The following is a 21,319-nucleotide window of genomic DNA, read 5'->3' as shown; positions in this document are numbered from 1 at the left end:
CCATGTCAGTGGCGTGATCGGACGTGCTTCTCCGTGGGGCCGTTCCGTAGTGACACGAGGACCGCGGGCAGGGACATCAGCGCCCCCGCCGTCGCGAGGGCGGCGCCGGCGGACATGACCAGCACCAGCGCACCGGCGCCGAGCGGCGCCGCCAGGAGCGTCGCGGCCCGGAACGTTCCGATGGTCGCGATGGCGTCGCCGCGTTCCTCCGGGCCGACGGAGTCCGCCGCCAGCGCGGGGCCCACGGTCTGCAGGACACCGGCGCCCAGTCCCGCCGCGAACAGCATGGCCGTGGCGACCACGATGCTCCCCGGGAAGAGTCCGGTCAGGCCGATGCCCACCCCGGCGGGCACAAGCCCCAGGAGCATCGCCGGGCGCAGCCCGGCGGCCTGCACCCGCTTCGAGACGGCGCTGCCCATCAGACCCGCCAGATTGGCACCGGTGACCAGCGCGCCGACGGCGGGAGCGGCGTGCCCGGCGTGCGACAGGACCACCGGTACGTAGGAGTTCATCAGCCCCTTCCAGGCTCCGCCGCCCGCGGTCATCGCACAGGCCGCGCCGACACCGGGCCGCAGCCAGAGACGGCGCCGCCCGTTGCCCTTCTCCTGAGGAGCCGAGCGGAACGGCCGGAAACTCCTGAGGAGCGCGGCGGAGACGAGTCCGAGCACCCCCATTACAGTCGCCACGACCAGGGAGAGGGACAGGGACCGGACGGCCAGGGCTCCGGCGAGGACGGGACCCACCAGGGCCCCCACCCCGTTGGCGATGTTGATGACGGTCAGGCCGCCCACCGAGGTCGGCCAGGCCCGGATCGCATGCGTCTGGGTCCCGGTCCAGAACAAGGCGCGGGCCAGGCCCTGCAGCAGTTGGGACACCGCGAACGCCCACATCGCGGTCTCCCGTACGAGAAGCGCGCAGGACACCGCGAGGGCGCCGGACGCGAACGCGACGAACAGCTTGTCCGGGAACCGCCGCAGCAGTGGCCCCATGCACAGGCGGGTGGCGATCTGCGAGACCCCCGAGAGCGCCACGAGCAGGCCGATGGCCGCGGTCGAGATCCCGGCCTGCACGGCGATCACCGGCGCCGCGACACTCACCATGCCCAGGGAGACCGAGAACAGGGTCGTCGTGACGACGCTGAACGCACGGTCGGTCCCCGGCGAGACCGGCCCGGCTGCCTCGGCGGACTCGCCCGGTGAGCTGTCCTCGGCGGCCGCGCCCGGCGAGGTGTCCTTGTCCGGCACGCGCCGCCTACCTCCGCAGCCCGAGGCCGGCCAGTTCCAGCTGTGCGCGCTGGTACTGCCAGACATACATGTCGTTGAACGTCGATCCCAGATCGGGCATCGCCGACATGTCCTCCTCGGGGACCTCGGGCGGCACCGTTCCCGGGCGGTTGGCGTCGAGCGTCATCCGGGCCAGGATCTCGAGGTTCAGGGCACGGACCACCGCCTGTTCCACGGTCTCGCCGACGGTGACGACGCCGTGTCCGCGCAGGACGCACGCCGGACGGTCGCCGAGCGTGGCGGCGACGGCGGCGCCGAGCTCGTCGTTGTTGATGAGCAGGCTGCGTGGGTAGAGGGGGATCCCCTCACTCGCCATCCGCATCGCGGGGATGTTGTAGGCCCCGACGATCGGCCGCAGCTCAAGGCCCGCCAGGTCGCAGGCGACGACGGAGGGAGCATGCGCGTGCACCACCGAGTTGACGTCCCGGCGAGCCTTCAGGACCTGGCTGTGGATGGGGAACTCGTTGGGAGCCCGGTAGCCCAGCGGCAGCGTGTCGTCCTTGTCCCCCACCTCGTGGATGTCGGCCGGTGTGGTGAACAGCAGCCCGCGTTCCTGAGGACTGCGCGACCGCACCAGGACGGCGTCGCCCCCCGGGGTACGCGCACTCACGTGCCCGAGGATGTCCTCGGCGAGGCCGGCCCGGGCGATCACGCGGCATGCCTCGGCCAGGACCAGCTTCAGTTCGCCCGTCGCTCCGTCCGCCGCCGTGCCCGGTGTGGCGGGCACGTCCGTGCGCGGGCCGGGCGCCTGGGTACCGGTGACGGTCACAGCAGGGTCTCCTCGACGTCGTCGGCGCACCGGCCGGTTCTGAGGGTCTCGAGCAGGGCGTTGCCGGCGGGGAAGGGCCGGTCGGCGTAGTCACTCGCGACGAGGCGGCCGAAGAAGTCGGTGACGACCGACAGGGTCGGACTGCTCACTCCGGCCGCCTCGGCGAGTTCGGCGGCCAGCACCATGTCCTTGGCGATGGTGCGGGCCGGCCCGTGCGCCGCGACCTCGGCGGCGTCGTCGAGGAAGTAGGCGGCCGCGTCGGCGAAACCGCGGCTGGCGCCGCTGGACCGCTCCACCGCCTCGACCACCGTCCTCGTGTCCAGTCCCCATTCCCTGGCGACGAGCAGTGCCTCGGAGGAGGCCAGGTACCACGCGTACTTGATGTGCTGGTTCACCAGCTTGACGGCGTATCCGGCGCCGCGTGACCCGCAGTGGACGACCGACGAGGCGACGTCGCGGAGCACCTGCTCCGCCTCGCCGAGCTCTCCCTCCTCCGCTCCGAGCAGCACCGTCATCCCAGGCGCCTTGCCCGACACCGGCGCGTCGACGAAACGCCGGCCCACGGCGGTGAACTCGCCGTGGAGGCGGTGCGCCAGCGGCGGGCCGGCGGTCGTCATGTCGATCAGCAGCGCGCCGTCGGCCAGTCCGCCCAGGATCCCCCGCTCCGCGTCGAGCGCCACCTCGAGGACGGCGCCGGCATGCGGCAGCACCGTGAACACGACGTCGCTGCCGGCCGCCGCCTCCCGGGCGTCGCCCACCGCCGTCACCCCGGCTGCCGCGGCGGCGGTGCGCCGCTCGGGGTCCCGGTCCCAGCCCACGACGTCGTACCCCTTGGAGAGGAGAGCGCCGGCGAGGGCCCGGCCCATGGGCCCCAGGCCGACCACGCCCACCTGTCGTTCCGTCAAGAGTCAGCCTCCCGCGATCGATCTATGAAGATGTTTCTTCTGTATAGCAGAAAAAGCTCTTGAAGAGATACGTATGAACCGCCGGTCCGGGACCCGGGAACGGACTCGTCGGCCAGCCACCACAAGGGTGCACCGAGGGATTGAGTGGCCGCCATCTCGCCTGCATGGAACGCATATTCGCAGTTCAGAAGCCCTGCAACAGCTCCTGTCAGATTCGTTGACAGCCCATGTGACGGAAGCTACAGTCCACCCCCGTCGACGCAGAAAACTTCTCTGCAGTGCGAACCAGCACCACACCGCCACGAGCCGATGAGCGACGACCGGCGTCCGTTCCCAGTCAGTCGTCGAAGGAATCCGGCAATCGTGGGCGAGATTGGAGTCGGGCCTTGTTGGAACAGCTCGGGAGCGCACTGCAGCAGGTGGTCGCGCCCGATTCGCTCGCGATGCTGCTGTTGGGCGTCGCCATCGGTTTCGTGGTCGGCATCCTGCCCGGCCTGGGCGGGGCGGTCACGCTCGCCCTGCTCATCCCCATCACCTTCGGCATGGATCCCGTGCCGGCGTTCTCCCTGCTGCTGGGCATGTACGTGGTCTGCGCCGTCGCCGGTGACTTCACCTCGGTGCTGTTCGGCATACCGGGAGAGGCCAGCGCGGCAGCCATGGTGCTGGACGGCTTTCCACTGAACAAGAAGGGGCAGGCCGGCCGGGCCCTGGGCGCGGCCCTGGCCAGCTCGGTCATCGGCGCGGTCTTCGGCGTGGCCGTACTGACCGCGCTGATCCCCGTCCTCAGCCCGCTGGTGCTGATGATCGGCCCGCCCGAACTCTTCGCGATCGGCCTGCTGGGGCTCGCCTTCGTCGCGTCGCTGTCCGGCAAGAACATGTTCAAGGGCTCGATCATGGCCGCCCTGGGCGTCCTCCTGTCGCTCGTCGGCCTCGACCCCAACACCGGTATTCCGCGCTATACGTTCGGTTCGCTGGAGCTGTGGGAGGGGATCGGCATCGTCCCGGTGGTCGTCGGCCTCCTCGGCGGCGCCGAACTGCTCCAGATCATGCTGGACAAGGACAACCGGACCCGCCACCACGGCCGGCCGAAGGTCGGGGGCATCAGGACGGGCGTGCTGGAGACGGCGAAGCACTGGTTCCTGGTGGTGCGGGCCAGCGCGATCGGTGTCGCCGTCGGCATCGTTCCCGGTCTGGGCGGATCGATGGCGCAGTTCATCGCCTACGGACACGCGAAGCAGACCTCGAAGAAGCCCGAGCGGTTCGGCCGTGGCGCGATCGAGGGCGTCATCGCCTCCGGCGCGACCAGCACCGCCAAGGACGGCGGTGCGCTGGTTCCGACGATCGCCTTCGGCGTGCCCAGTTCGGTCTCGATGGCCGTACTGCTGGGAGCCTTCGTGATCCTCGGACTCGACCCGGGGCCGTCCATGCTCACGGACGACCTCGATGTCACCCTGTCGATGGTCTGGATCGTCGTCCTCGCGACCGTCGCCGCTGCCGCGCTGGGCTACGTGCTGCTGCGCCCGCTCACCCACCTGACCCGGGTGAAGGGGCGTGTCCTGGTGCCGTCCCTCATCCTGCTCCTGACCCTGGGCGCCTACTCGGAGTCCAACAGCTTCGCCAACGTGCTGGTGATGCTGCTGTTCCTGGCGGTCGGAGTCGTCGCCATCCGCTGGGACTGGCCGCGCGTGCCCCTGCTGCTCGGCCTGGTGCTCGGGGCGATCCTCGAGCGGTACTTCATCCTGTCCCACTCGATCTACGACTGGGAGTGGCTCGGCCGGCCCTCCGTCATCGCCATCATCGCGGTCGCCCTGCTCCTGGTCGTCTCCCAGATCCTGCGCGCTCTCCGCAAGCCCAGGACGGCAGTTGACACCCCTCGGACGAAAGAAGGTGCCGCGGTATGACGAACAGTGTGAGCCCGGGTGCGACCGTCACGGGCACCGGCGAGGAGAGCGACGCGGCCGAGGAGATCACCGGTCCCGGGGCCCCGCGCCGGCGCGGCGGCGCCAGGTCGGCCGACTTCGTCATCGCTGTCGCACTGCTGGTCATCTTCACCGCCGCGTTCGTCACGGCGCTGCAGTGGCAGGCGATCGCGGGTCTGTTCCCGCTGATCGCCACGGGTACCGGGATCGCGCTCTCGGCGGCCTTCGCGGTGAGTTCCCTGCTGTCCCGCGAGCGCGAGCGGCCGTCGGAACCGGGTCCGGCGTCCACCGGCCCCGCCGCGGGCCAGAACGCCGAGGACGCCGAGGGCACCGAGGACGACCAGGCCGACGCCGACCACTTGTTCTTCGCGTCGCTCGGCCGCCAGGACTGGACGGTGTCCCTGGCTTACTTCGCCGCCTTCTTCTCGGGCCTGTACGTCTTCGGCCTGTACGTGGCCTCGGTCGTCTTCACCGTCGTCTACCTGCGGTTCCAGGCCAGGTCGTCCTGGCTGTTCTCCGCCGTCTACGCGGTCGTCCTGGCCGCGGCGGTCTACGCCCTCTTCGGGATGGCACTCGAGCTGCCCGTCCCGGAGGGACTGCTCGAACTGACGGGCAGGCGCTGAGCAGCCGCAACCGAAGCACCCCATGATGGAGCACACGGATGAGAGCACACAGGAGACAAGGGACCCGCATGCGCCTGCTTCCCGCCTTGGCTGCGGGGGCCGCGGCGATGCTCGCCCTGACCGGCTGCGCCAACGCGTCGGCCGGTGACGGAAACACGGTCTCCCTGGCGGGGAGGACCATCGAACTGATCGTCCCGTTCGCCCCCGGCGGCGGGTACGACTCGTACGCCCGCCAGCTGGCCCCGAAGCTGGGCGAGGAACTGGACGCCACGGTCATCGTGGTGAACAAGCCCGGCGCAGGCGGCGTCCTGGCCACCAACGAGCTGTCGAAGGCCGAGCCGGACGGAACCACACTCGCCCTGTTCAACATGCCCGGTCACATCGGGAGCGCACTCGCCGGGGCGCCCGGTGTCCAGTACGACGTCAATTCCTTCTCCTACATCGGCCGGCTCAGCTCCGAACCCGACGTGGTCCTCACGTCCGAGAAGGGTGCCATCGACACCTGGTCCGACGTGATGAAGGAGAAGGATCAGGACCCGACGCGCTTCGCGGCCACCGGCCCCGGTTCCAACGAGTACATGGACGGTGTCGTCCTGCACAGCCTGCTCGGGCTCGACTCCAAGGTGATCACCGGATACTCCACCAGCAATGAGGCCTACCTCGGTGTCCTGTCCGGGGTCGTCGACCTGCACTCCCGGTCGTACGGGAGCCAGGAGTCGGCCCTCAAGTCCGGCGACGCGGTACCGCTGCTGACCATCGGCAGCAAGCAGGGCAAGAAGCTGCTGGCCGACACCCCGGTGCTCGCCGACATCGTGCCGCCGGAGAAGGCGGAACTGGCCCGCAGCCACACCGCACTGGTCGAGAGCGGTCGCGCCATCGCCGGACCTCCCGGCATGAAACCGGAACAGCTCGAACTCGTCCGCGACGCGTTCCGGAAGGTGGTCACCGACCCCGAGTACGCGGCCGCCGCCGAGGAGTCGCGACGCCCCATCTCCTTCGCCACGGGGCAGGAGGTGGCCGACAACGTCGCGGCCCTGATGCGATCGCCCAAGGCGTACGTCGACCTGCTCGAAGAGGCGTACGGGGTCTGACCGTCGCCGGTGCGGGCGGCGCCCGTCGCCCACACCGGCGAAGCAGGGCCGCCCGGACCTCCGCTCAGGCTCCGCCAGTGATCAGCCGTTCGGCGCGTTCGGACATCGACACGCCGAGGCCCGGCACTCCGAAGGGTGCCGGGCCCTTTCACCCAACGCAGTGGTTTACAGGTACGGCCCGCCCGAGCGGCCGCCCTTGTGGCCCTCCTCGCCGTCGTGGCCCACGCCCGGCGGCAGGGCACGGCGCATCTGCTCCAGCTGGGCCCGCGCCGCCATCTGCTGGGCGAACAGCGTGGTCTGGATGCCGTGGAACAGGCCCTCCAGCCAGCCGACCAGCTGGGCCTGCGCGATGCGCAGCTCGGCGTCGGTGGGGGTCGCGTCGTCCGTGAAGGGGAGGGAGAGCCGCTCCAGCTCCTCGACCAGCTCCGGTGCCAGGCCGTCCTCCAGTTCCTTCACCGAACTGGCGTGGATCTCCTTGAGCCTGGCTCGGCTGGCCTCGTCCAGGGGAGCGACGCGCACCTCCTCCAGCAGCTGCTTGATCATGCTGCCGATCCGCATGACCTTGGCAGGCTGCTCCACCTGCTCGGTCACCGGGACCTCCCGGGAGTCCTCGTCTCCTCCGCCTCCGCTGAGCGCCATTCCGTCCTGGCCGACGACCAGGATCTGGGGGTTCTCCGGTGACCTGTCGTTCCTCGGCTTCTCCATGCCGCCATTCTCTCGCACGGCCGCGCCTAGCCCGGGTGGTGCCCCCGAGGAAGGCCGGCGCCCCGCGTACGGCGGAACACGGAATGCCGGAATAGTCAGTGAATGTGAGGCTTGTGCCGTCGATCTCGCCGACCGGTACGAGGAGGGGGCCACCGACGTGACTCCATGGCTGCGCGCACTGCGGACGACGGGACTGGCGGGGGCCCTGGGGATGGGCGCGGTGGCGATGCCGTGCGCGGTCGGGGCGGCGCACGGTGCCGGGCTCGTCCCTCCGGCCGCCGTGGCGTCCCCGTCCCCCTCGGCGTCGGCCTCCGCCGCGGCCTCGGGAACGGCTCATGAGGATCCGGACGGCACGGGCAGCACGGGCAGCACGGGCGGCAGGGACGGCACGGGCGGCAGGGACAGCGCGGGGGGCAGGGACGGCACGGGCGGCACGGGCAGCATGGAGGGCACGGGCGGCAGGGACGGCAGGGAGACCGGCTCCGCCTCCCCGGCCGCGTCCACCCACGCCTCCCGCCCGACGTCCGGTCCGGCGGGCAGTACGGCACGCTCCAAGTCCGCCACGCCGCCGTCTCCTTCCGCTTCGCCCGTCTCGTCCGCGTTCACCGCCGACTCCGCGCCGGGCGACGAGCCGTCCCGGGCGGGCAGCCTGCCGGGCGAGGGACGCGAGCGGCCGGGGCGGCTGGAGCCGTGGGACGCGGAGGAGAGCCCGGACCGAAACTCCGGTGACACCGGCGCCGACGGCGGTGTGGGCTTCTCCGACGGCCTCCATCCCGTCATGTCGCCGGGGAAGCCCGGGGAGCCCACCCTCGTGTCCTCCGCGGTCCCGACACGGCAGGAACCGCAGACCGGCACGGGCGCCGAGCCGGCCGCCGAGCCCGTCATGCGGCTCCTGCCGCTGGGCACCGGGCTGGTCGTCATGGGCCTCGGCCTGGCCCTGGCCTTCGTGGGCCTGCGGCTCCGGCGCGGCTAGGCGGCGTGTTCGGCTCTCAGGACCGTTGTCGGCTCCCAGGAGCCGTGGTCAGCTCTCAGGAGGCCGTGGTCAGCAGCACCTTGCCGATGTGGCCGCTCTCCTCCACGACCCGGTGGGCGGCGGGCGCCTCGCTCATCGGCAGCTCGCGGTCGACGATCGGGCGGACGTGGCCCGCGGCGACCAGCGGCCAGACGTGTTCGCGCACCGCCGCCACGATGGCCGCCTTCTCCTCCAGGGGGCGGGCACGCAGCGAGGTCGCGCTGACGGCGGCGCGCTTGGCGAGGAGCGTGCCGATGTTCAGCTCGCCCTTCCTGCCGCCCTGCATCCCGATGATCGCCAGCCGTCCGTTGACGGCCAGGGCCTGGACGTTGCGGTCCAGGTACTTGGCGCCCATGTTGTCCAGGATGACGTCGGCACCGGCGCCGCCCGTGGCCTCCTTGATCTCGGCGACGAAGTCCTGCTCCCGGTAGTTGATCAGGATGTCGGCGCCCAGCTCGGCGCAGCGCTCCAGCTTCTCCTTGGTGCCCGCCGTGACGGCGACCTTCGCGCCGACGGCCTTGGCGAGCTGGATCGCCATGGTGCCGATGCCGCTGGAGCCGCCGTGCACCAGCAGCGTCTCGCCGGGACGGAGGTGGGCGACCATGAAGACGTTCGACCAGACCGTGCAGACCACCTCGGGCAGCGCCGCCGCCTGCTTCAGGCCGACGCCCTCGGGCACCGGCAGCAGCTGACCGGACGGGACGGCGACCTTCTGGGCGTAGCCGCCGCCCGCGAGGAGCGCGCACACCTCGTCGCCGACGGCCCAGCCGGACACTCCGGGCCCGAGCGCGGCGATGCGCCCGGCGCACTCCAGGCCGGGGTACGGGGACGCGCCGGGCGGCGGGTCGTAGAAGCCCTGCCGCTGCATGATGTCGGCCCGGTTGACGGCGCTGGCCGTCACCTCGACCAGGACCTCGCCCTCGCCGGGCACCGGATCGGGGACCTCGGCCCAGACGAGCGCCTCGGGGCCTCCGGGTTCGGAAATCGTGATCGCATGCATGAGGGGGACGCTACTCCTCCGGCCCCGGCCGGAGCCGGGTTGCCTGCGCCCGCGGTCGGACCGGTCCTCCGTCTTTGGACCCATCCGCCGGAAATCCCTGTGCGTGACCGATGAGTTTGCGCGACGGTAAAGGTCTCCCCATGCGTACCCCAAGCACGCGGAAGGACCAAGCATGAGAACGCAGACGTCCGGTCTCGCGATCGAGACGGCGGGCCTGGCGAAGACGTTCGGCGAGACGCGGGCCGTCGACGGTGTGGACCTCGCGGTGCCGGCCGGCACGGTCTACGGCGTCCTCGGTCCGAACGGCGCCGGAAAGACCACCACCGTGAAGATGCTCGCCACGCTGCTCAGGCCGGACGGCGGCGAGGCCCATGTCTTCGGCCACGACGTCGTGCGCGAGGCCGACGAGGTGCGCGCCCGCGTCAGCCTCACCGGGCAGTACGCGTCCGTGGACGAGGACCTCACCGGCACCGAGAACCTGGTCCTGCTGGGCCGGCTCCTCGGGCACGGCAAGAAGGCCGCCCGGGAGCGGGGAGCGCAGCTGCTGGAGGCGTTCGGGCTGACGGACGCGGCCGCCAAGCAGGTCAAGCACTACTCCGGCGGCATGCGGCGGCGCATCGACATCGCCGCGTCCATCCTCAACACACCCGACCTGCTCTTCCTCGACGAGCCGACGACGGGCCTGGACCCCCGCAGCCGCAACCAGGTGTGGGACATCGTGCGCGCGGTCGTCGCCCAGGGCACGACCGTCCTGCTGACCACGCAGTACCTGGACGAGGCCGACCAGCTGGCGTCCCGGATCGCCGTGATCGACAAGGGCAGGGTGATCGCCGAGGGCACGAAGGGCGAGCTGAAGGCGTCCGTCGGCGCCGGTTCGGTCCATCTGCGGCTGCGGGACGCGGACCAGCGGCCGGAGGCCGAGCGGGTGCTGCGGGAGCTGCTGGTCGCCGAGGTGCAACTGGAACCCGACCCGGTGGCGCTGACCGCCCGGCTCGGTGCGGCGGCGAGCGACACCGCGGCGGGCCAGGCCGCACGGGCGCTCGGCGAACTGGCCCGGACCGGCATCACCGTCGACAACTTCTCGCTGGGACAGCCCAGCCTCGACGAGGTGTTCCTGGCCCTGACCGGGCACGACGCCGGGCAGGACACCGGCCACGACACGAAGGACGAGGTGACGGCGTGAGCACGGCCACGAGCACCGAGAGCAAGGAACTGGCACCGGTCCGGACCGAGTCCCTGGCCGCCCTTCTGATCGCCAGGGAACGGCCGCCGCGGCCCAGCTCCCTGTCGACCTCGCTGACGTTCGGCTGGCGCGCGATCCTCAAGATCAAGCATGTGCCGGAGCAGCTCTTCGACGTCACGGCCTTCCCGATCATGAACCTGCTGATGTTCACGTACCTCTTCGGCGGTGCGCTGGCCGGTTCGCCGAGCGACTACATCCAGTTCGTGCTGCCCGGCATTCTCGTGATGTCGGTCGTGATGATCACGATGTACACCGGGGTCTCGGTGAACATCGACATCGAGAAGGGCGTGTTCGACCGCTTCCGGTCACTGCCGATCTGGCGGCCGTCGGCCATGGTCGGTTACCTGCTCGGCGACGCCCTGCGCTACACGATCGCGTCCGCCGTGATGCTCGTCGTCGGGCTGGTCCTCGGTTACCGGCCGGACGGCGGGTTCACCGGGGTCGTCGTCGGCATCGGGCTGCTGCTGGTGTTCTCGTTCGCCTTCTCGTGGATCTGGACGATGTTCGGACTGATGCTGCGCACCGAGAAGTCGGTGATGAGCGTCAGCATGATGGTGATCTTCCCGCTCACCTTCCTGTCCAACGTCTTCGTCGATCCCCGGACGATGCCGGGCTGGCTGCAGGCGTTCGTCAACAACAGCCCGATCACGCATCTGGCGTCCGCCGTGCGCGGGCTGATGGCGGGCGAGTGGCCGGCCGACGAGATCGGCTGGACGCTGGGCTGGGCGGCCCTGTTCCTGGTGGTCTTCGGGCCGGTCACGATGCGGCTGTACAACCGCAAGTAGCCGGGTCGCGGCCGGTCGCCGACCGGCCCGCCGGTGAGTCGCCGGGCCGCGGTCAGTCGCCGAGCAGCGGTCAGTCGCCGAGCAGCGGGCGGGCGTCGGGTGCCACCTTGGTGCCCGGTGTCGCCCGCACGATCGTGATCAGCCGGTCCGTCAGTTCCAGTCCGCCGACGGCGGGATCGTCGTAGCCGAGCACCCGGTGCCCGCGCAGCACGCTCACCACCAGGTCGTCCGTCTCTCGGGGGCTCCTGCCCACCTCGGCCTTTATGACCGGCCGTTCGACGAGATCGAGGCCGCTGCCCTGATGGATCAGGTCCTCCATGACCATGCCGGCGGCGGGGCTGAGCACGGACAGACCGAGCAGGCGGCCCGCGGCGCTGGCGCTCGTGATCACGGCGTCGGCGCCGGACTGTTTCAGCAGCGGCGCGTTCTCCTCCTCGCGGACCGCGGCCACGATCTTCGCGCCGCGGTTTATCTGCCGGGCCGTCAGGGCCACGAGAACGGCCGTGTCGTCGCGCTGGGTTGCGATGATGATCTGGCGGGCGCGCTGCACCTCGGCCCTCTTCAGCACGTCGCTGCGGGTGGCATCGCCTATCACCCCGGCGAAGCCGTCGGCCGTCGCGGCCTCGATCGCCTTGCTGCTGGGGTCGACCACGACGACCTGATCCTTGCGCAGCCCGGTAGCGCAGACGGTCTGGAGCGCGGACCGCCCCTTCGTGCCGAAGCCGACGACGACGGTGTGATCGCGCAAGGTGGACCTCCAGCGGGTCAGTCGCCATTCCTCCCGGGTGCGCTCGGTGAGGGCTTCCAGCGTGGTGCCGACCAGGATGATCAGGAACAGCACGCGCAGGGGCGTGATGACGAAGATGTTGGTCAGCCGGGCGGCGTCGCTGACGGGCGTGATGTCGCCGTACCCGGTGGTGGAGAGGGTGACGGTCGCGTAGTAGAAGGAGTCGAGCAGGTCGACGGAACCGTCGGAGTTGTCGTTGTAGCCCTCGTGGTCGGCATAGACGATGAAGGCGGTGACCACGAGCACCACGAGGGCCATGGACAGCCGCTTGCCGACCTGCCGGATCGGGTGCTCCACCATCTTTCTCGGGAGTTTCACCCGATGGGTCACAAGGTGTTCGTCCGCCTGGCGGGCGATCGCGTCCTGGCCCGGAAGTTTCACGTGAAACACACTCCGATTCCGCCGGCGGCCCAGGGCAGGTCGAGAAGTTCCGTCTCCCGCCCCGGCCGTGCGCCGCCCGGGGGTACGACGGCCAGGGCGTCGGCCGCCGCGATGCCGCGCAGCATGGCCGGACCGTTGTAGTGCAGCGGCACGGCCTCGTCGCCGCGCAGGACGACGGGGACGAGCCGGGTGTCGTACGGGTGTCCGTGCACCCCGTCCCGCAGCGGCAGCGCGTACGGGTCCGGTGCCGGACGGGCCGCGAGGACGCGCAGCAGCGGCTCGGCGAGCGTGAGCAGCCCGGAGACGGCGGCGAGGGGGTTGCCCGGCAGACCGACGAGGAACCGGCGCTCCGAGATGCGGGCCAGCAGCATGGGGTGGCCCGGGCGGACCTTGACGCCGTCCACGAGCAGTTCGGCGCCGATGCGCCGCAGGGTGGGGTGGACATGGTCGACCGGGCCCGCCGCGGTGCCGCCGGTGGTGACGAGGACGTCGGCGTCGGACGTCGTGACCGCGCGGTGCAGTGCCTCGGCGTCGTCGCCGATCCGGCGGACCGCGGTGACCTCGGCGCCCAGTGCCCGCAGCCAGGGCGGCAGCATGGGGCCGAGCGCGTCGCGGATGAGGCCGTCGTGCGGCAGGCCCTCGGTGAGCAGTTCGTCGCCGAGGACGAGGACGTCGACGCGGGGGCGGGGGACAGCGGTGAGGGCGTCGTACCCGGCGGCCGCGGCGAGCCCGATGACCGCCGGGGTCACGAGGGTGCCGACGGGCAGGAGCTGGTCGCCCGTGCGGCACTCCTGGCCGCGCGGACGGATGTCCTGGCCGTGCACGACCTCTCCGGTCGCGTGCAGACGGTCCTTGTCGTCGCTGCGGCCGTGCTCGGTGCGGAGCACGGCGGTGGTGTCCGGGGGGACACGGGCACCGGTGGCGATGCGGACGGCCTCGCCGTCGGTGAGCGGTTCCTGCTCCGCGTGTCCGGCCAGGGCGCCTTCGGCCCGCACGCTCCAGGGTCCGGGGCCGGCGACCGCCCAGCCGTCCATCGCGGAGGTGTCGAAGGAGGGCAGGTCGGTGAGGGCGGTCAGGGGCGCGGCGAGGGTGAGGCCGAGGGCCGCGTCGAGGGGCACGGAGACCGGCGCCCTGCGGGCGCCGCGGCTCCCGCTCCGGGCGGCGCGCTCGGCGGTCGTCCGGGCCTCGGGCCAGGGTGTGGCGCGGTGGCGGTGCTCCGCCGGCCGGTGGGAAGTGCCCTGGTGACCGTGGTGCGGGGCGTGCGCGGGCACAGGGCCGCCGGGGGGAGCTCCGGGGTTCTCCTTCACGAGGGCGAGCACCTCCTCGACGTCGAGGTCTTCCGCTTCCTCGTCGGTCCGGGCGCCGGGGGCGGTCATCCGGCGTCCGGGCGGGTGTCCGGGGTGGCGTCGGGTGCCACGTCGGGCCTTGCCTCGGCGGGGGTGGCGGTGGCCTCCTCCGCCCAGCGCTGGGCGAGGGCCGCGGCCTTGCGGGCGGCCTCGGCGACGGCCTCGGGGCCTCCTCCGGCGCGCGCGGCCGCGTAGCCGACGAGGAAGGTGGTCAGCGGGGCGGCCGGCCTGGCCACGCCGTGGGCGGCGTCACGGGCGAGGTCGAGCAGGACGCCGGTGTCGACGTCGAGGTCGATGCCCAGCTCGTCCTTGGCTGCGGAAATCCATTCATCCAACACGTGCCCATGCTCCCTGATGCGTGCCCTTGCCGTGGCGATGTCGTCCCAGGTGTCGCAGTCGAAGGCCGCGACGGGACCGTGGACGCGGGTGAGACGGAGACCGGCGGTCAGGCGACGCAGGGGCAGGCCGGCCGGGCCCGCGCGGTCACCGGTGAGCGCGGCCAGTTCGCGGCGGACCGCGGAGGCACGGTAGGCGGCGACGAGGGGCTGGTCGCGGCCCTCGGCGTCGATGAGCAGCGCGCCCTCGGCGGCCTCCGCGACCAGGGCCGACAGCAGCCGCTCGACGGTCCGCGCGTCGAGGAACGGCAGGTCGGCGGAGACCACCACGACGTGCTCCGCCGTGGTGTGCCGCAGGCCGGCGGCGAGCGCGGCGAGCGGTCCGCCGCCGGGCGGGTCCTCGCGCGCCCAGGTCACCGGCCGCGCGGTGGGCCGGGGGTCGGCGACGACGACGGTGGTCCGTGCTCCGGCGCAGGCGGCGAGCACCCGGTCGAGCAGCGCGCGGCCGCCCACGCGCACGCCGGGCTTGTCCGCGCCGCCGAGCCGGCGTGCGGCGCCGCCGGCGAGTACGACGGCGTCCCACGCGGCGGCGGCCGTCCCCGGCGCGGGGTCGGTACCGGAGCCGGGGTCGCCCGGGGGCTCGTACGCGGTCACCCCCCGAGTATGCGTGTCCGGGCGATCACAGGGAACGCAGGGGGACCGGCTCGGTCACAGTGTGCGCAGCAGCACCGCCGGCTGTTCCACGCAGTCCGCCACGTACCGCAGGAAACCGCCCGCCGTGCCGCCGTCGCACACCCGGTGGTCGAAGGTGAGCGAGAGCTGGACGACCTGCCGCACCGCCAGCTCTCCCTCGTGCACCCAGGGCTTGGGGACGATCCGGCCGACGCCGAGCATGGCCGCCTCGGGGTGGTTGATGATCGGAGTGGAGCCGTCGACGCCGAACACGCCGTAGTTGTTCAACGTGAAGGTGCCGCCGGTCAGTTCGGCCGGTGTCAGCCGTCCCTCCCGGGCCGCCCCGGTCAGCCGGGCGAACTCCTCGGTCAGCCCCTCGGCGTTGCGCGCGTGCGCGTCCCGGACGACCGGAACGACCAGGCCGCGGTCGGTCTGGGCGGCGAAGCCGAGGTGGACGCGGTCGAGCTGGACGACCTCCCGGGCCTGCGTGTCGACCGTGGAGTTCAGCTCGGGGAAGCGGGCGAGCGCGGCCGTGCAGATCCGGGCCAGCAGGGCGAGCAGGGAGATCTTCGGCCCGCCGGCCGCGTTCATCGCGGCTCGCGCCCGCATCAGCTCCGTGGCGTCGGCGTCCACCCAGGTCGTCGCGTCCGGTATCTCGCGCCGACTGCGGGAGAGCTTGTCGGCGACGGCGCCCCGGACTCCCTTCAGGGGGGTCCGTACGACGCCCCCGGAGACCCGGGCCTCGGGGGCGGCGGCTGCCGGCTCCCGGACCACCCCGGCCGCGGGCGCCCCGGCCGCGGGCGCCCCGGCCGCGGGCGCCCCGGCCTGCGGGACCGCCGTACGGCCCTGCGCGGCGGCGGCACGCAGCGCGTACTCCACGTCCGCCCGCAGGATCAGCCCGTCCGGGCCGGAGCCGGTCAGCTCGCGCAGGTCCAGGCCGTTCTGCCGGGCCAGCCTGCGGACCAGCGGCGAGATGACGGGGACGGGGCCGCCCTCCTCGTCGGCGGTGCGGACCTCCCCGTCGGCCCGTCCGGACGCCGCGGGGGCTGCGGTCGCCGTCCGCACCGGCCGCACCCGGCGCCGGCGCGCGGGCGCCTCGGAGGTGCCGTACCCCACCAGGACGTTGCCCGAGCCCTCGGTGCCCGTGCCGTCGCCGGTACTCGTGCCGTCGCCCGTGCGCGTGCCGTCGCCCGTGCCCGAATCCGCCGGCGCGCGGTCGGCGTCGGGCTCGCCCACGGCCACCGTCAGGAGCGGCGCTCCCACGGGCAGTTCCGAACCCTCCTCGCCGAAGCGGGCGGTGACCACGCCGCCGTACGGGCAGGGCACCTCGACCATCGCCTTGGCCGTCTCGACCTCGACGACCGGCTGGTCGACCGCGACGACGTCGCCGACCTCGACCAGCCAGCGCACGATCTCCGCCTCGGTCAGCCCCTCACCGAGGTCGGGGAGCTTGAACTCCAGCACCTGTGCCATCAGCTCTCGGCCTCCCATTGCAGACGCCCCACCGCGTCCAGGATGCGGTCCACACCGGGCAGGTGGTGGCGCTCCAGCATCGGCGGCGGATACGGCACGTCGAACCCGGCGACACGCAGCACCGGCGCCTCCAGGTGGTGGAAGCAACGCTCCGTGACCCGGGCCGCGATCTCCCCGCCCGGGCCCCCGAAGGAACCCGACTCGTGGACGACGACCGCCCGTCCCGTCCGCCGCACCGAGGCGCACACCGTCTCGTCGTCGAACGGCACCAGCGAGCGCAGATCGACGACTTCGAGGTCCCAGCCCTCGGCCCGGGCCGCCTCGGCCGCCTCCAGGCAGACGACCACGGACGGCCCGTACGTGATGAGCGTGGCGCTCCGCCCCGAGCGCCGCACCACCGCGCGGCCTATCGGTTCAACGGGCGTCGGCTCCTCGGGGTTCCAGGCGTCCTTCGACCAGTACAGGCGCTTGGGTTCGAGGAAGACCACCGGGTCGTCGGAGGCGATGGCGGCACGCAGCAGCCCGTAGGCGTCGGCGACGGTCGCGGGCGTGACGACATGGAGCCCCGGAGTCGCCATGTAGTACGCCTCGGAGGAGTCGCTGTGGTGCTCGACGCCGCCGATGCCGCCGCCGTAGGGCACGCGGATGGTCAGCGGCAGGGGCATCGCCCCCCGCGTGCGGTTGCGCATCCTGGCGACGTGGCTGACGAGCTGCTCGAACGCCGGGTAGGCGAACGCGTCGAACTGCATCTCCACCACCGGGCGCAGCCCGTACATCGCCATGCCGACGGCCGTGCCGAGGATGCCGGCCTCGGCGAGCGGCGTGTCCGTGCAGCGGTCCTCGCCGAACTCCTTGGCGAGCCCGTCGGTGACCCGGAAGACGCCGCCGAGCGTGCCCACGTCCTCGCCCATGACGTGCACGGCGGGGTCGGCGGCCATGGCGTCGCGCAGCGCGCGGGTGAGGGCCTGCGCCATGGTGGCCGGCCTGACGGCGACGGTCGTCATCGGTGCGTCCCTTCCGACTCGGCCTCGGCCTCCAGCTCGGCCCGCAGCTGCTCCTGCTGCTCACGCAGTTGGGGCGTGGGCTCGGCGTACACGTGGGCGAACAGGTCCATGGGGTCGAGCACCGGGTCCTGGTTCATGCGGGCACGCAGGTCGGCGGCCATGGTCTCGGCGTCCTCGCGGGCGGCGCGGATGCCGTCCTCGTCGAGCAGGCCGCGCTCGGTCAGCTCGCGCTCCAGCAGCTCGACCGGGTCGTGCGCGCGCCAGGTCTCGACCTCGGCCTCGCCGCGGTAGCGGGTGGCGTCGTCGGCGTTGGTGTGGGCGTCCACGCGGTACGTGATCGCCTCCACCAGGGTCGGGCCGCCACCGGCGCGCGCGTGCCGTACGGCGTCGGAGAGGACCTCGTGGACGGCGGCGGCGTCGTTGCCGTCGACCAGGCGGCCGGGCATCCCGTAGCCGACGGCCTTGTGGGCCAGCGACGGGGCCGCGGTCTGCTTGGCGAGCGGGACGGAGATCGCGAAGCCGTTGTTCTGCACGAGGAAGACGACCGGGGCCTGCCAGACGGCGGCGAAGTTCAGCGCCTCGTGGAAGTCGCCCTCGCTGGTGCCGCCGTCGCCGACCATCGCCAGCGCGACCACGTCGTCGCCCTTGAGGCGGGCGGCGTGGGCGAGGCCGACGGCATGCGGAAGCTGGGTGGCGAGCGGAGTGGACAGGGGGGCCACCCGGTGCTCGTAGGGGTCGTAGCCGGTGTGCCAGTCGCCGCGCAGCAGCGTGAGGGCCTGGACGGGATCGACTCCGCGGGCGACGACGGCGAGCGTGTCGCGGTAGCTGGGGAAGAGCCAGTCCTGCTCCTGGAGCACCAGCGCGGCGGCGACCTCGCAGGCCTCCTGGCCGGTGCTGGAGGGGTAGACGGCGAGCCGTCCCTGCTTGGTCAGGGCCGTGGCCTGCGCGTTGTACCGCCGGCCGTGCACCAGCCGGGCGTAGAGCGCGCGCAGCAGCTCGGGGTCGGCCCGGTCGGCCGCCTTCGTGCCGAGGACCCGGTACGGCTCCGCGTCGGGCAGCAGCGGCGCGGGGTCGGTACGGGGCTGCCAGGCGGGCGGCGGGGTGGGCCGGTACGCGCCCCGCTGCTCCATGACCGTCATGACGGCACCTCCTCGTGGGAGCGGCTTGTCGGCACGGCACGGGTGTGACGGGCCTCACCTACCGATTGTTCGGTCGTCGGCACAATTTGGCTACAGGCGCCCCCAGGCTGTGGACAAACGGTTCTCCACAGCCTGAGATGGATGCAGTACGTCCATGGTAGGAAGGCGGGGGGACATGGCATCTGAACAAATGGCCGAGCGCCCGGAGGAGACCGGCGTCCTGCCGCCCCCGCGCCCCCTGGACGCCATCGACCAGGACATCCTGCGCATGCTCCAGGCGGACGGCCGTGCCTCCATACGGTCGGTCGCCGAGCGGGTGCACGTCTCGCGCGCGAACGCCTACGCGCGGATCAACCGGCTCGTCGAGGACGGCGTCATACGCGGCTTCGGCGCCCGCGTCGACCACGAACGCGCGGGACAGGGCACCTCGGCGTACATCACCCTGAAGATCGTCCAGAACTCCTGGCGCACCGTGCGCGAGCAGCTCAGAGAGCTTCCCGGCGCCTCCCACATCGCCCTCGTGGGCGGCGACTTCGACGTCCTGCTCCTGATCCACACCCCCGACAACCGCGCCCTGCGCGAGCTGGTGCTCACCCGCCTCCAGGCGATCCCGGAAGTGCTCAGCACCCGCACCCTGCTGGTCTTCGAGGAGGAGGACCTGGAGCCGCAGGGCTGAGCCCGCGCCGGGTCACGAGGTTCCGCGCAGCCCCCCGAACACCAACCGCGTCACGGCGTCGGCCACTTCGCGCTCGCTCATGCCCCGCCCGTCCGGCCTGTACCACTCGACGATCGAGTTGATCATTCCGAAGACCAGCCGCGTCGCGAGCCGCACCTCCACGTCGCCGCGCACGTCCCCGTCCGCGGCCGCCGCCTTCAGCAGTCCGGCCACCCGGTGGTCGAACTCGCGCCGCCGCTCCAGCGCCCACCGCTCGGTGTCCGTGTTGCCGCGGACCCGCAGCAGGAGCGTCACGTAGGGCAGTTCGGCTATGAGCACCTCGACCATCCGCCGCACGACGTACTCCAGCCGCCCCGCGGCGGGCCCCACGCGCGCGTGCTCCTCGTCGAGGATCCCGAACAGGCCGTCCAGCGCCCGGCTCACGGCCCGGCGCAGCAACTCCTCCTTGCCCGTGACGTGGTGGTAGATCGAGGACTTGGAGATGCCGGCGGCCCTGGAGAGGTGCTCCATGGACGTGCCGTCGTAACCACGCTCGTTGAAGACCCGGACGGCCACGGACAGCAGCGTCTCCGGCGTGTAGGTGTCGCGCTTGGCGGTGGTCATGACGAGCTGCCCTCCCGCTTGTCGGAGGCGTACGCGTGGCGGTAGAGCGCGAGGGACGGCGCGTAGCGGCCCGAGGGCGTGCACTCGTGCAGGTTGTCGAGGACGGCGCAGGCCCAGCCGCCACCGAGCCTGCGGCTCCATTCGAACGGGCCCAGCGGGTAGTTGACGCCCAGGCGCATCGCGGTGTCGACGTCCTCCTCGGTGGCCACGCCCTTGGCGACCGCGTCGTGCGCCAGGTCGATGATCCGTGCCACCGTGCGGGCGACGATCATGCCGGGGACGTCGCCGATGACGCTGACCTTCTTGCCGAGCGCCTGGAACAGGCCGGTGGACTCGGCGAGCGTCCGGGGCGAGGTGTGCTGCGCGGCGGACAGGGCGATGCGGGTGGCCTCGCGGTAGTCGAGGGCGAGGTCGAAGTACACGACGTCCCGGAACTCCACGGAGGTCTGGCCGTCGGCGAGCACGAGCTGTCCGCCGCCGGGCAGGACCAGCCGCGTGCCGTTGTCCTCGTCCGTCTCACGGACCTCGATGCCCGCCTCGCGGATCAGCGCGAGCAGTTCGGCGGCCGGCCCCAGGTCCCCCTCGGCAACCACGTACGCGGGCGGCTCGGCCGGCTCAGCGGTGTGCGGCTCGGGACGCTCGGCGCCGTCCCGGTAGTCGTACCAGCCCTGCCCGCTCTTGCGGCCGAGCCGGCCGGACTCGACCAGGCGGCGCTGGACGAGCGACGGCGTGAAGCGCGGGTCCTGGAAGAAGGACTGCCACACGGAGTGCGTGACGGACTCGTTGACGTCCTGCCCGATCAGGTCGGTCAGCTCGAAGGCGCCCATCCGGAAGCCGCCCGACTCGCGCAGCACGGCGTCGATGGTCGCGGGGTCGGCGCCCTGGTTCTCGTACACCTCGAAGGCCTCGGCGTAGAAGGGCCGGGCGATGCGGTTGACGATGAAGCCGGGGGTGTCGGCGCAGGCGACCGGGGTCTTGCCCCAGGCGCGGGCCGTCTCGTACGCGCGCGTGGCCGACGCCACGTCGGTGGCGAACCCCGAGACCACCTCCACCAGCGGCAGCAGCGGCGCGGGGTTGAAGAAGTGCAGGCCGACGAAGCGTCCGGGCCGGGCGAGGGCGCCGCCGATGGCGGTGACGGACAGGGAGGAGGTATTGGTGGCGAGCAGGCAGTCGTCGCCGACGATGCCCTCCAGCTCGCGGAACAGCTCCTGCTTGATCTCCAGCCGCTCCAGGACCGCCTCGACGACCAGGGCGCAGTCGGCCAGCTCGGCGAGGTCCTCGGCGGGCTTCAGACGGGCGCGTGCCGCGTCCCGGTCGGCGGCGGTGAGCCGTTCCTTCTCCACGAGCCGGTCGAGCCGGGCACCGATCGCGTCGGCCGCCGACCGGGCACGCCCCGGGACGGCGTCGTACAGCCGTACGGGATGGCCCGCGACCAGCGCCACCTGGGCTATGCCCTGGCCCATGGTGCCGGTGCCGACGACGGCCACGGGGCTGCTGAGGTCGAGTGCTGTCATGTGCGCGATCCTCCCGCACGGGGTTTTCCACAGATGCGGCGGTCCCCCTTGTCC

At 72.4% G+C, this 21,319-nt stretch carries 20 protein-coding genes; 7 read left to right on the top strand and 13 right to left on the bottom strand.

Features of this window, described 5'->3' with window-relative positions; translation table 11 throughout:
- Window positions 1-5 precede the first annotated feature (5 nt).
- The 3 genes from H0H10_RS31610 to H0H10_RS31600 are packed head-to-tail and all read right to left on the bottom strand — an operon-like array spanning window position 6 to window position 2,957.
- Window positions 6-1,244 (bottom strand): MFS transporter, encoded by a 1,239-nt coding sequence (locus H0H10_RS31610; RefSeq protein ID WP_188184563.1) that lies wholly within the window; start codon window positions 1,242-1,244, stop codon window positions 6-8.
- A 7-nt stretch (window positions 1,245-1,251) separates the two neighbouring features.
- Window positions 1,252-2,052 carry a 3,4-dihydroxyphthalate decarboxylase gene (phtC, locus tag H0H10_RS31605; protein ID WP_309141933.1) on the bottom strand — a complete coding sequence of 267 codons (801 nt, stop codon included), beginning with the start codon at window positions 2,050-2,052 and terminating at the stop codon, window positions 1,252-1,254.
- Complete coding sequence (locus H0H10_RS31600) at window positions 2,049-2,957, bottom strand: NAD(P)-dependent oxidoreductase (protein WP_223180689.1); 909 nt, start codon at window positions 2,955-2,957, stop codon at window positions 2,049-2,051. Before H0H10_RS31600 ends, phtC begins: the two co-directional genes overlap by 4 nt.
- A 386-nt stretch (window positions 2,958-3,343) precedes the next feature.
- Here H0H10_RS31600 and H0H10_RS31595 point away from each other — a divergent pair, with 386 nt between their 5' ends.
- The 3 genes from H0H10_RS31595 to H0H10_RS31585 all read left to right on the top strand — a co-directional run bounded on the left by H0H10_RS31595 (window position 3,344) and on the right by H0H10_RS31585 (window position 6,590).
- Complete coding sequence (locus H0H10_RS31595) at window positions 3,344-4,858, top strand: tripartite tricarboxylate transporter permease (protein ID WP_188184562.1); 1,515 nt, start codon at window positions 3,344-3,346, stop codon at window positions 4,856-4,858.
- Window positions 4,855-5,499, top strand: a complete 645-nt coding sequence (locus tag H0H10_RS31590; protein WP_188184561.1) for a tripartite tricarboxylate transporter TctB family protein — start codon at window positions 4,855-4,857, stop codon at window positions 5,497-5,499. Before H0H10_RS31595 ends, H0H10_RS31590 begins: the two co-directional genes overlap by 4 nt.
- Window positions 5,500-5,567: 68 nt before the next feature.
- Window positions 5,568-6,590 carry a Bug family tripartite tricarboxylate transporter substrate binding protein gene (locus H0H10_RS31585; RefSeq protein ID WP_188184560.1) on the top strand — a complete coding sequence of 341 codons (1,023 nt, stop codon included), beginning with the start codon at window positions 5,568-5,570 and terminating at the stop codon, window positions 6,588-6,590.
- A 165-nt stretch (window positions 6,591-6,755) separates the two neighbouring features.
- Here the strand turns inward: H0H10_RS31585 and H0H10_RS31580 are convergent, their stop codons facing one another.
- Entirely contained in the window at window positions 6,756-7,295 is a 540-nt protein-coding gene (locus H0H10_RS31580; protein WP_188184559.1) for a bacterial proteasome activator family protein, read from the bottom strand.
- 157 nt (window positions 7,296-7,452) lie between these two features.
- Between H0H10_RS31580 and H0H10_RS31575 the strand changes: the two genes are divergently transcribed.
- Entirely contained in the window at window positions 7,453-8,268 is an 816-nt protein-coding gene (locus H0H10_RS31575) for a hypothetical protein (protein WP_188184558.1), read from the top strand.
- A gap of 55 nt (window positions 8,269-8,323) precedes the next feature.
- On the opposite strand, the gene H0H10_RS31570 is transcribed toward H0H10_RS31575, so the two are convergent.
- The gene (locus H0H10_RS31570) at window positions 8,324-9,307 is read right to left on the bottom strand and encodes an NAD(P)H-quinone oxidoreductase (protein ID WP_188184557.1); all 984 of its coding nucleotides are present in this window, start codon (window positions 9,305-9,307) and stop codon (window positions 8,324-8,326) included.
- 172 nt (window positions 9,308-9,479) lie between these two features.
- Between H0H10_RS31570 and H0H10_RS31565 the strand changes: the two genes are divergently transcribed.
- Together H0H10_RS31565 and H0H10_RS31560 are read left to right on the top strand one after the other, a co-directional pair.
- Window positions 9,480-10,490, top strand: a complete 1,011-nt coding sequence (locus H0H10_RS31565; RefSeq protein ID WP_188184556.1) for an ATP-binding cassette domain-containing protein — start codon at window positions 9,480-9,482, stop codon at window positions 10,488-10,490.
- Entirely contained in the window at window positions 10,487-11,335 is an 849-nt protein-coding gene (locus H0H10_RS31560; protein WP_188184555.1) for an ABC transporter permease, read from the top strand. The genes H0H10_RS31565 and H0H10_RS31560 overlap by 4 nt, the downstream gene beginning before the upstream one ends.
- 70 nt (window positions 11,336-11,405) lie before the next feature.
- On the opposite strand, the gene H0H10_RS31555 is transcribed toward H0H10_RS31560, so the two are convergent.
- The 6 genes from H0H10_RS31555 to pdhA are packed head-to-tail and all read right to left on the bottom strand — an operon-like array spanning window position 11,406 to window position 18,472.
- Window positions 11,406-12,503 (bottom strand): potassium channel family protein, encoded by a 1,098-nt coding sequence (locus tag H0H10_RS31555; protein WP_188184554.1) that lies wholly within the window; start codon window positions 12,501-12,503, stop codon window positions 11,406-11,408.
- Window positions 12,500-13,879 (bottom strand): molybdopterin molybdotransferase MoeA, encoded by a 1,380-nt coding sequence (locus tag H0H10_RS31550; protein WP_188184553.1) that lies wholly within the window; start codon window positions 13,877-13,879, stop codon window positions 12,500-12,502. Before H0H10_RS31550 ends, H0H10_RS31555 begins: the two co-directional genes overlap by 4 nt.
- A complete protein-coding gene (locus H0H10_RS31545) occupies window positions 13,876-14,838 on the bottom strand; it encodes an NTP transferase domain-containing protein (RefSeq protein WP_188184552.1) in 963 nt (320 codons plus the stop codon). The genes H0H10_RS31550 and H0H10_RS31545 overlap by 4 nt, the downstream gene beginning before the upstream one ends.
- A gap of 54 nt (window positions 14,839-14,892) precedes the next feature.
- Window positions 14,893-16,329 (bottom strand): dihydrolipoamide acetyltransferase family protein, encoded by a 1,437-nt coding sequence (locus H0H10_RS31540; protein ID WP_188184551.1) that lies wholly within the window; start codon window positions 16,327-16,329, stop codon window positions 14,893-14,895.
- A complete protein-coding gene (locus H0H10_RS31535) occupies window positions 16,329-17,333 on the bottom strand; it encodes an alpha-ketoacid dehydrogenase subunit beta (RefSeq protein ID WP_188184550.1) in 1,005 nt (334 codons plus the stop codon). The genes H0H10_RS31540 and H0H10_RS31535 overlap by 1 nt, the downstream gene beginning before the upstream one ends.
- Entirely contained in the window at window positions 17,330-18,472 is a 1,143-nt protein-coding gene (pdhA, locus tag H0H10_RS31530; protein ID WP_188184549.1) for a pyruvate dehydrogenase (acetyl-transferring) E1 component subunit alpha, read from the bottom strand. Before pdhA ends, H0H10_RS31535 begins: the two co-directional genes overlap by 4 nt.
- Window positions 18,473-18,647: 175 nt before the next feature.
- Here pdhA and H0H10_RS31525 point away from each other — a divergent pair, with 175 nt between their 5' ends.
- The gene (locus H0H10_RS31525) at window positions 18,648-19,148 is read left to right on the top strand and encodes an Lrp/AsnC family transcriptional regulator (RefSeq protein ID WP_373566928.1); all 501 of its coding nucleotides are present in this window, start codon (window positions 18,648-18,650) and stop codon (window positions 19,146-19,148) included.
- A 12-nt stretch (window positions 19,149-19,160) separates the two neighbouring features.
- Here H0H10_RS31525 and H0H10_RS31520 read toward each other — a convergent pair whose 3' ends face one another.
- Together H0H10_RS31520 and H0H10_RS31515 are read right to left on the bottom strand one after the other, a co-directional pair.
- Window positions 19,161-19,751: a TetR/AcrR family transcriptional regulator gene (locus tag H0H10_RS31520; RefSeq protein ID WP_188184548.1), complete on the bottom strand. Its 591-nt coding sequence runs from the start codon at window positions 19,749-19,751 to the stop codon at window positions 19,161-19,163.
- Window positions 19,748-21,265, bottom strand: a complete 1,518-nt coding sequence (locus tag H0H10_RS31515; protein WP_188184547.1) for a 3-hydroxyacyl-CoA dehydrogenase — start codon at window positions 21,263-21,265, stop codon at window positions 19,748-19,750. The genes H0H10_RS31520 and H0H10_RS31515 overlap by 4 nt, the downstream gene beginning before the upstream one ends.
- Between the last annotated feature and the right edge of the window lie 54 nt (window positions 21,266-21,319).

This window comes from Streptomyces griseicoloratus (assembly GCF_014534645.1).
Taxonomy (GTDB): Bacteria; Actinomycetota; Actinomycetes; order Streptomycetales; family Streptomycetaceae; genus Streptomyces; species Streptomyces griseicoloratus.
The sequence above is the reverse complement of the archived record's forward strand: the minus strand, read 5'-3'. Positions and strand labels throughout refer to the sequence as shown.

Bases quoted from the DNA above. Each gene is read 5' to 3' on its own strand.
- H0H10_RS31590 (WP_188184561.1), top strand. From the start codon at position 4,855: ATGACGAACAGTGTGAGCCCGGGTGCGACCGTCACGGGCACCGGCGAG.
- H0H10_RS31585 (WP_188184560.1), top strand. From the start codon at position 5,568: ATGCGCCTGCTTCCCGCCTTGGCTGCGGGGGCCGCGGCGATGCTCGCC.
- H0H10_RS31580 (WP_188184559.1), bottom strand. From the start codon at position 7,295: ATGGAGAAGCCGAGGAACGACAGGTCACCGGAGAACCCCCAGATCCTG.
- H0H10_RS31570 (WP_188184557.1), bottom strand. From the start codon at position 9,307: ATGCATGCGATCACGATTTCCGAACCCGGAGGCCCCGAGGCGCTCGTC.
- H0H10_RS31565 (WP_188184556.1), top strand. From the start codon at position 9,480: ATGAGAACGCAGACGTCCGGTCTCGCGATCGAGACGGCGGGCCTGGCG.
- H0H10_RS31550 (WP_188184553.1), bottom strand. From the start codon at position 13,879: ATGACCGCCCCCGGCGCCCGGACCGACGAGGAAGCGGAAGACCTCGAC.
- H0H10_RS31540 (WP_188184551.1), bottom strand. From the start codon at position 16,329: ATGGCACAGGTGCTGGAGTTCAAGCTCCCCGACCTCGGTGAGGGGCTG.
- H0H10_RS31535 (WP_188184550.1), bottom strand. From the start codon at position 17,333: ATGACGACCGTCGCCGTCAGGCCGGCCACCATGGCGCAGGCCCTCACC.
- pdhA (WP_188184549.1), bottom strand. From the start codon at position 18,472: ATGACGGTCATGGAGCAGCGGGGCGCGTACCGGCCCACCCCGCCGCCC.
- H0H10_RS31525 (WP_373566928.1), top strand. From the start codon at position 18,648: ATGGCATCTGAACAAATGGCCGAGCGCCCGGAGGAGACCGGCGTCCTG.
- H0H10_RS31520 (WP_188184548.1), bottom strand. From the start codon at position 19,751: ATGACCACCGCCAAGCGCGACACCTACACGCCGGAGACGCTGCTGTCC.
- H0H10_RS31515 (WP_188184547.1), bottom strand. From the start codon at position 21,265: ATGACAGCACTCGACCTCAGCAGCCCCGTGGCCGTCGTCGGCACCGGC.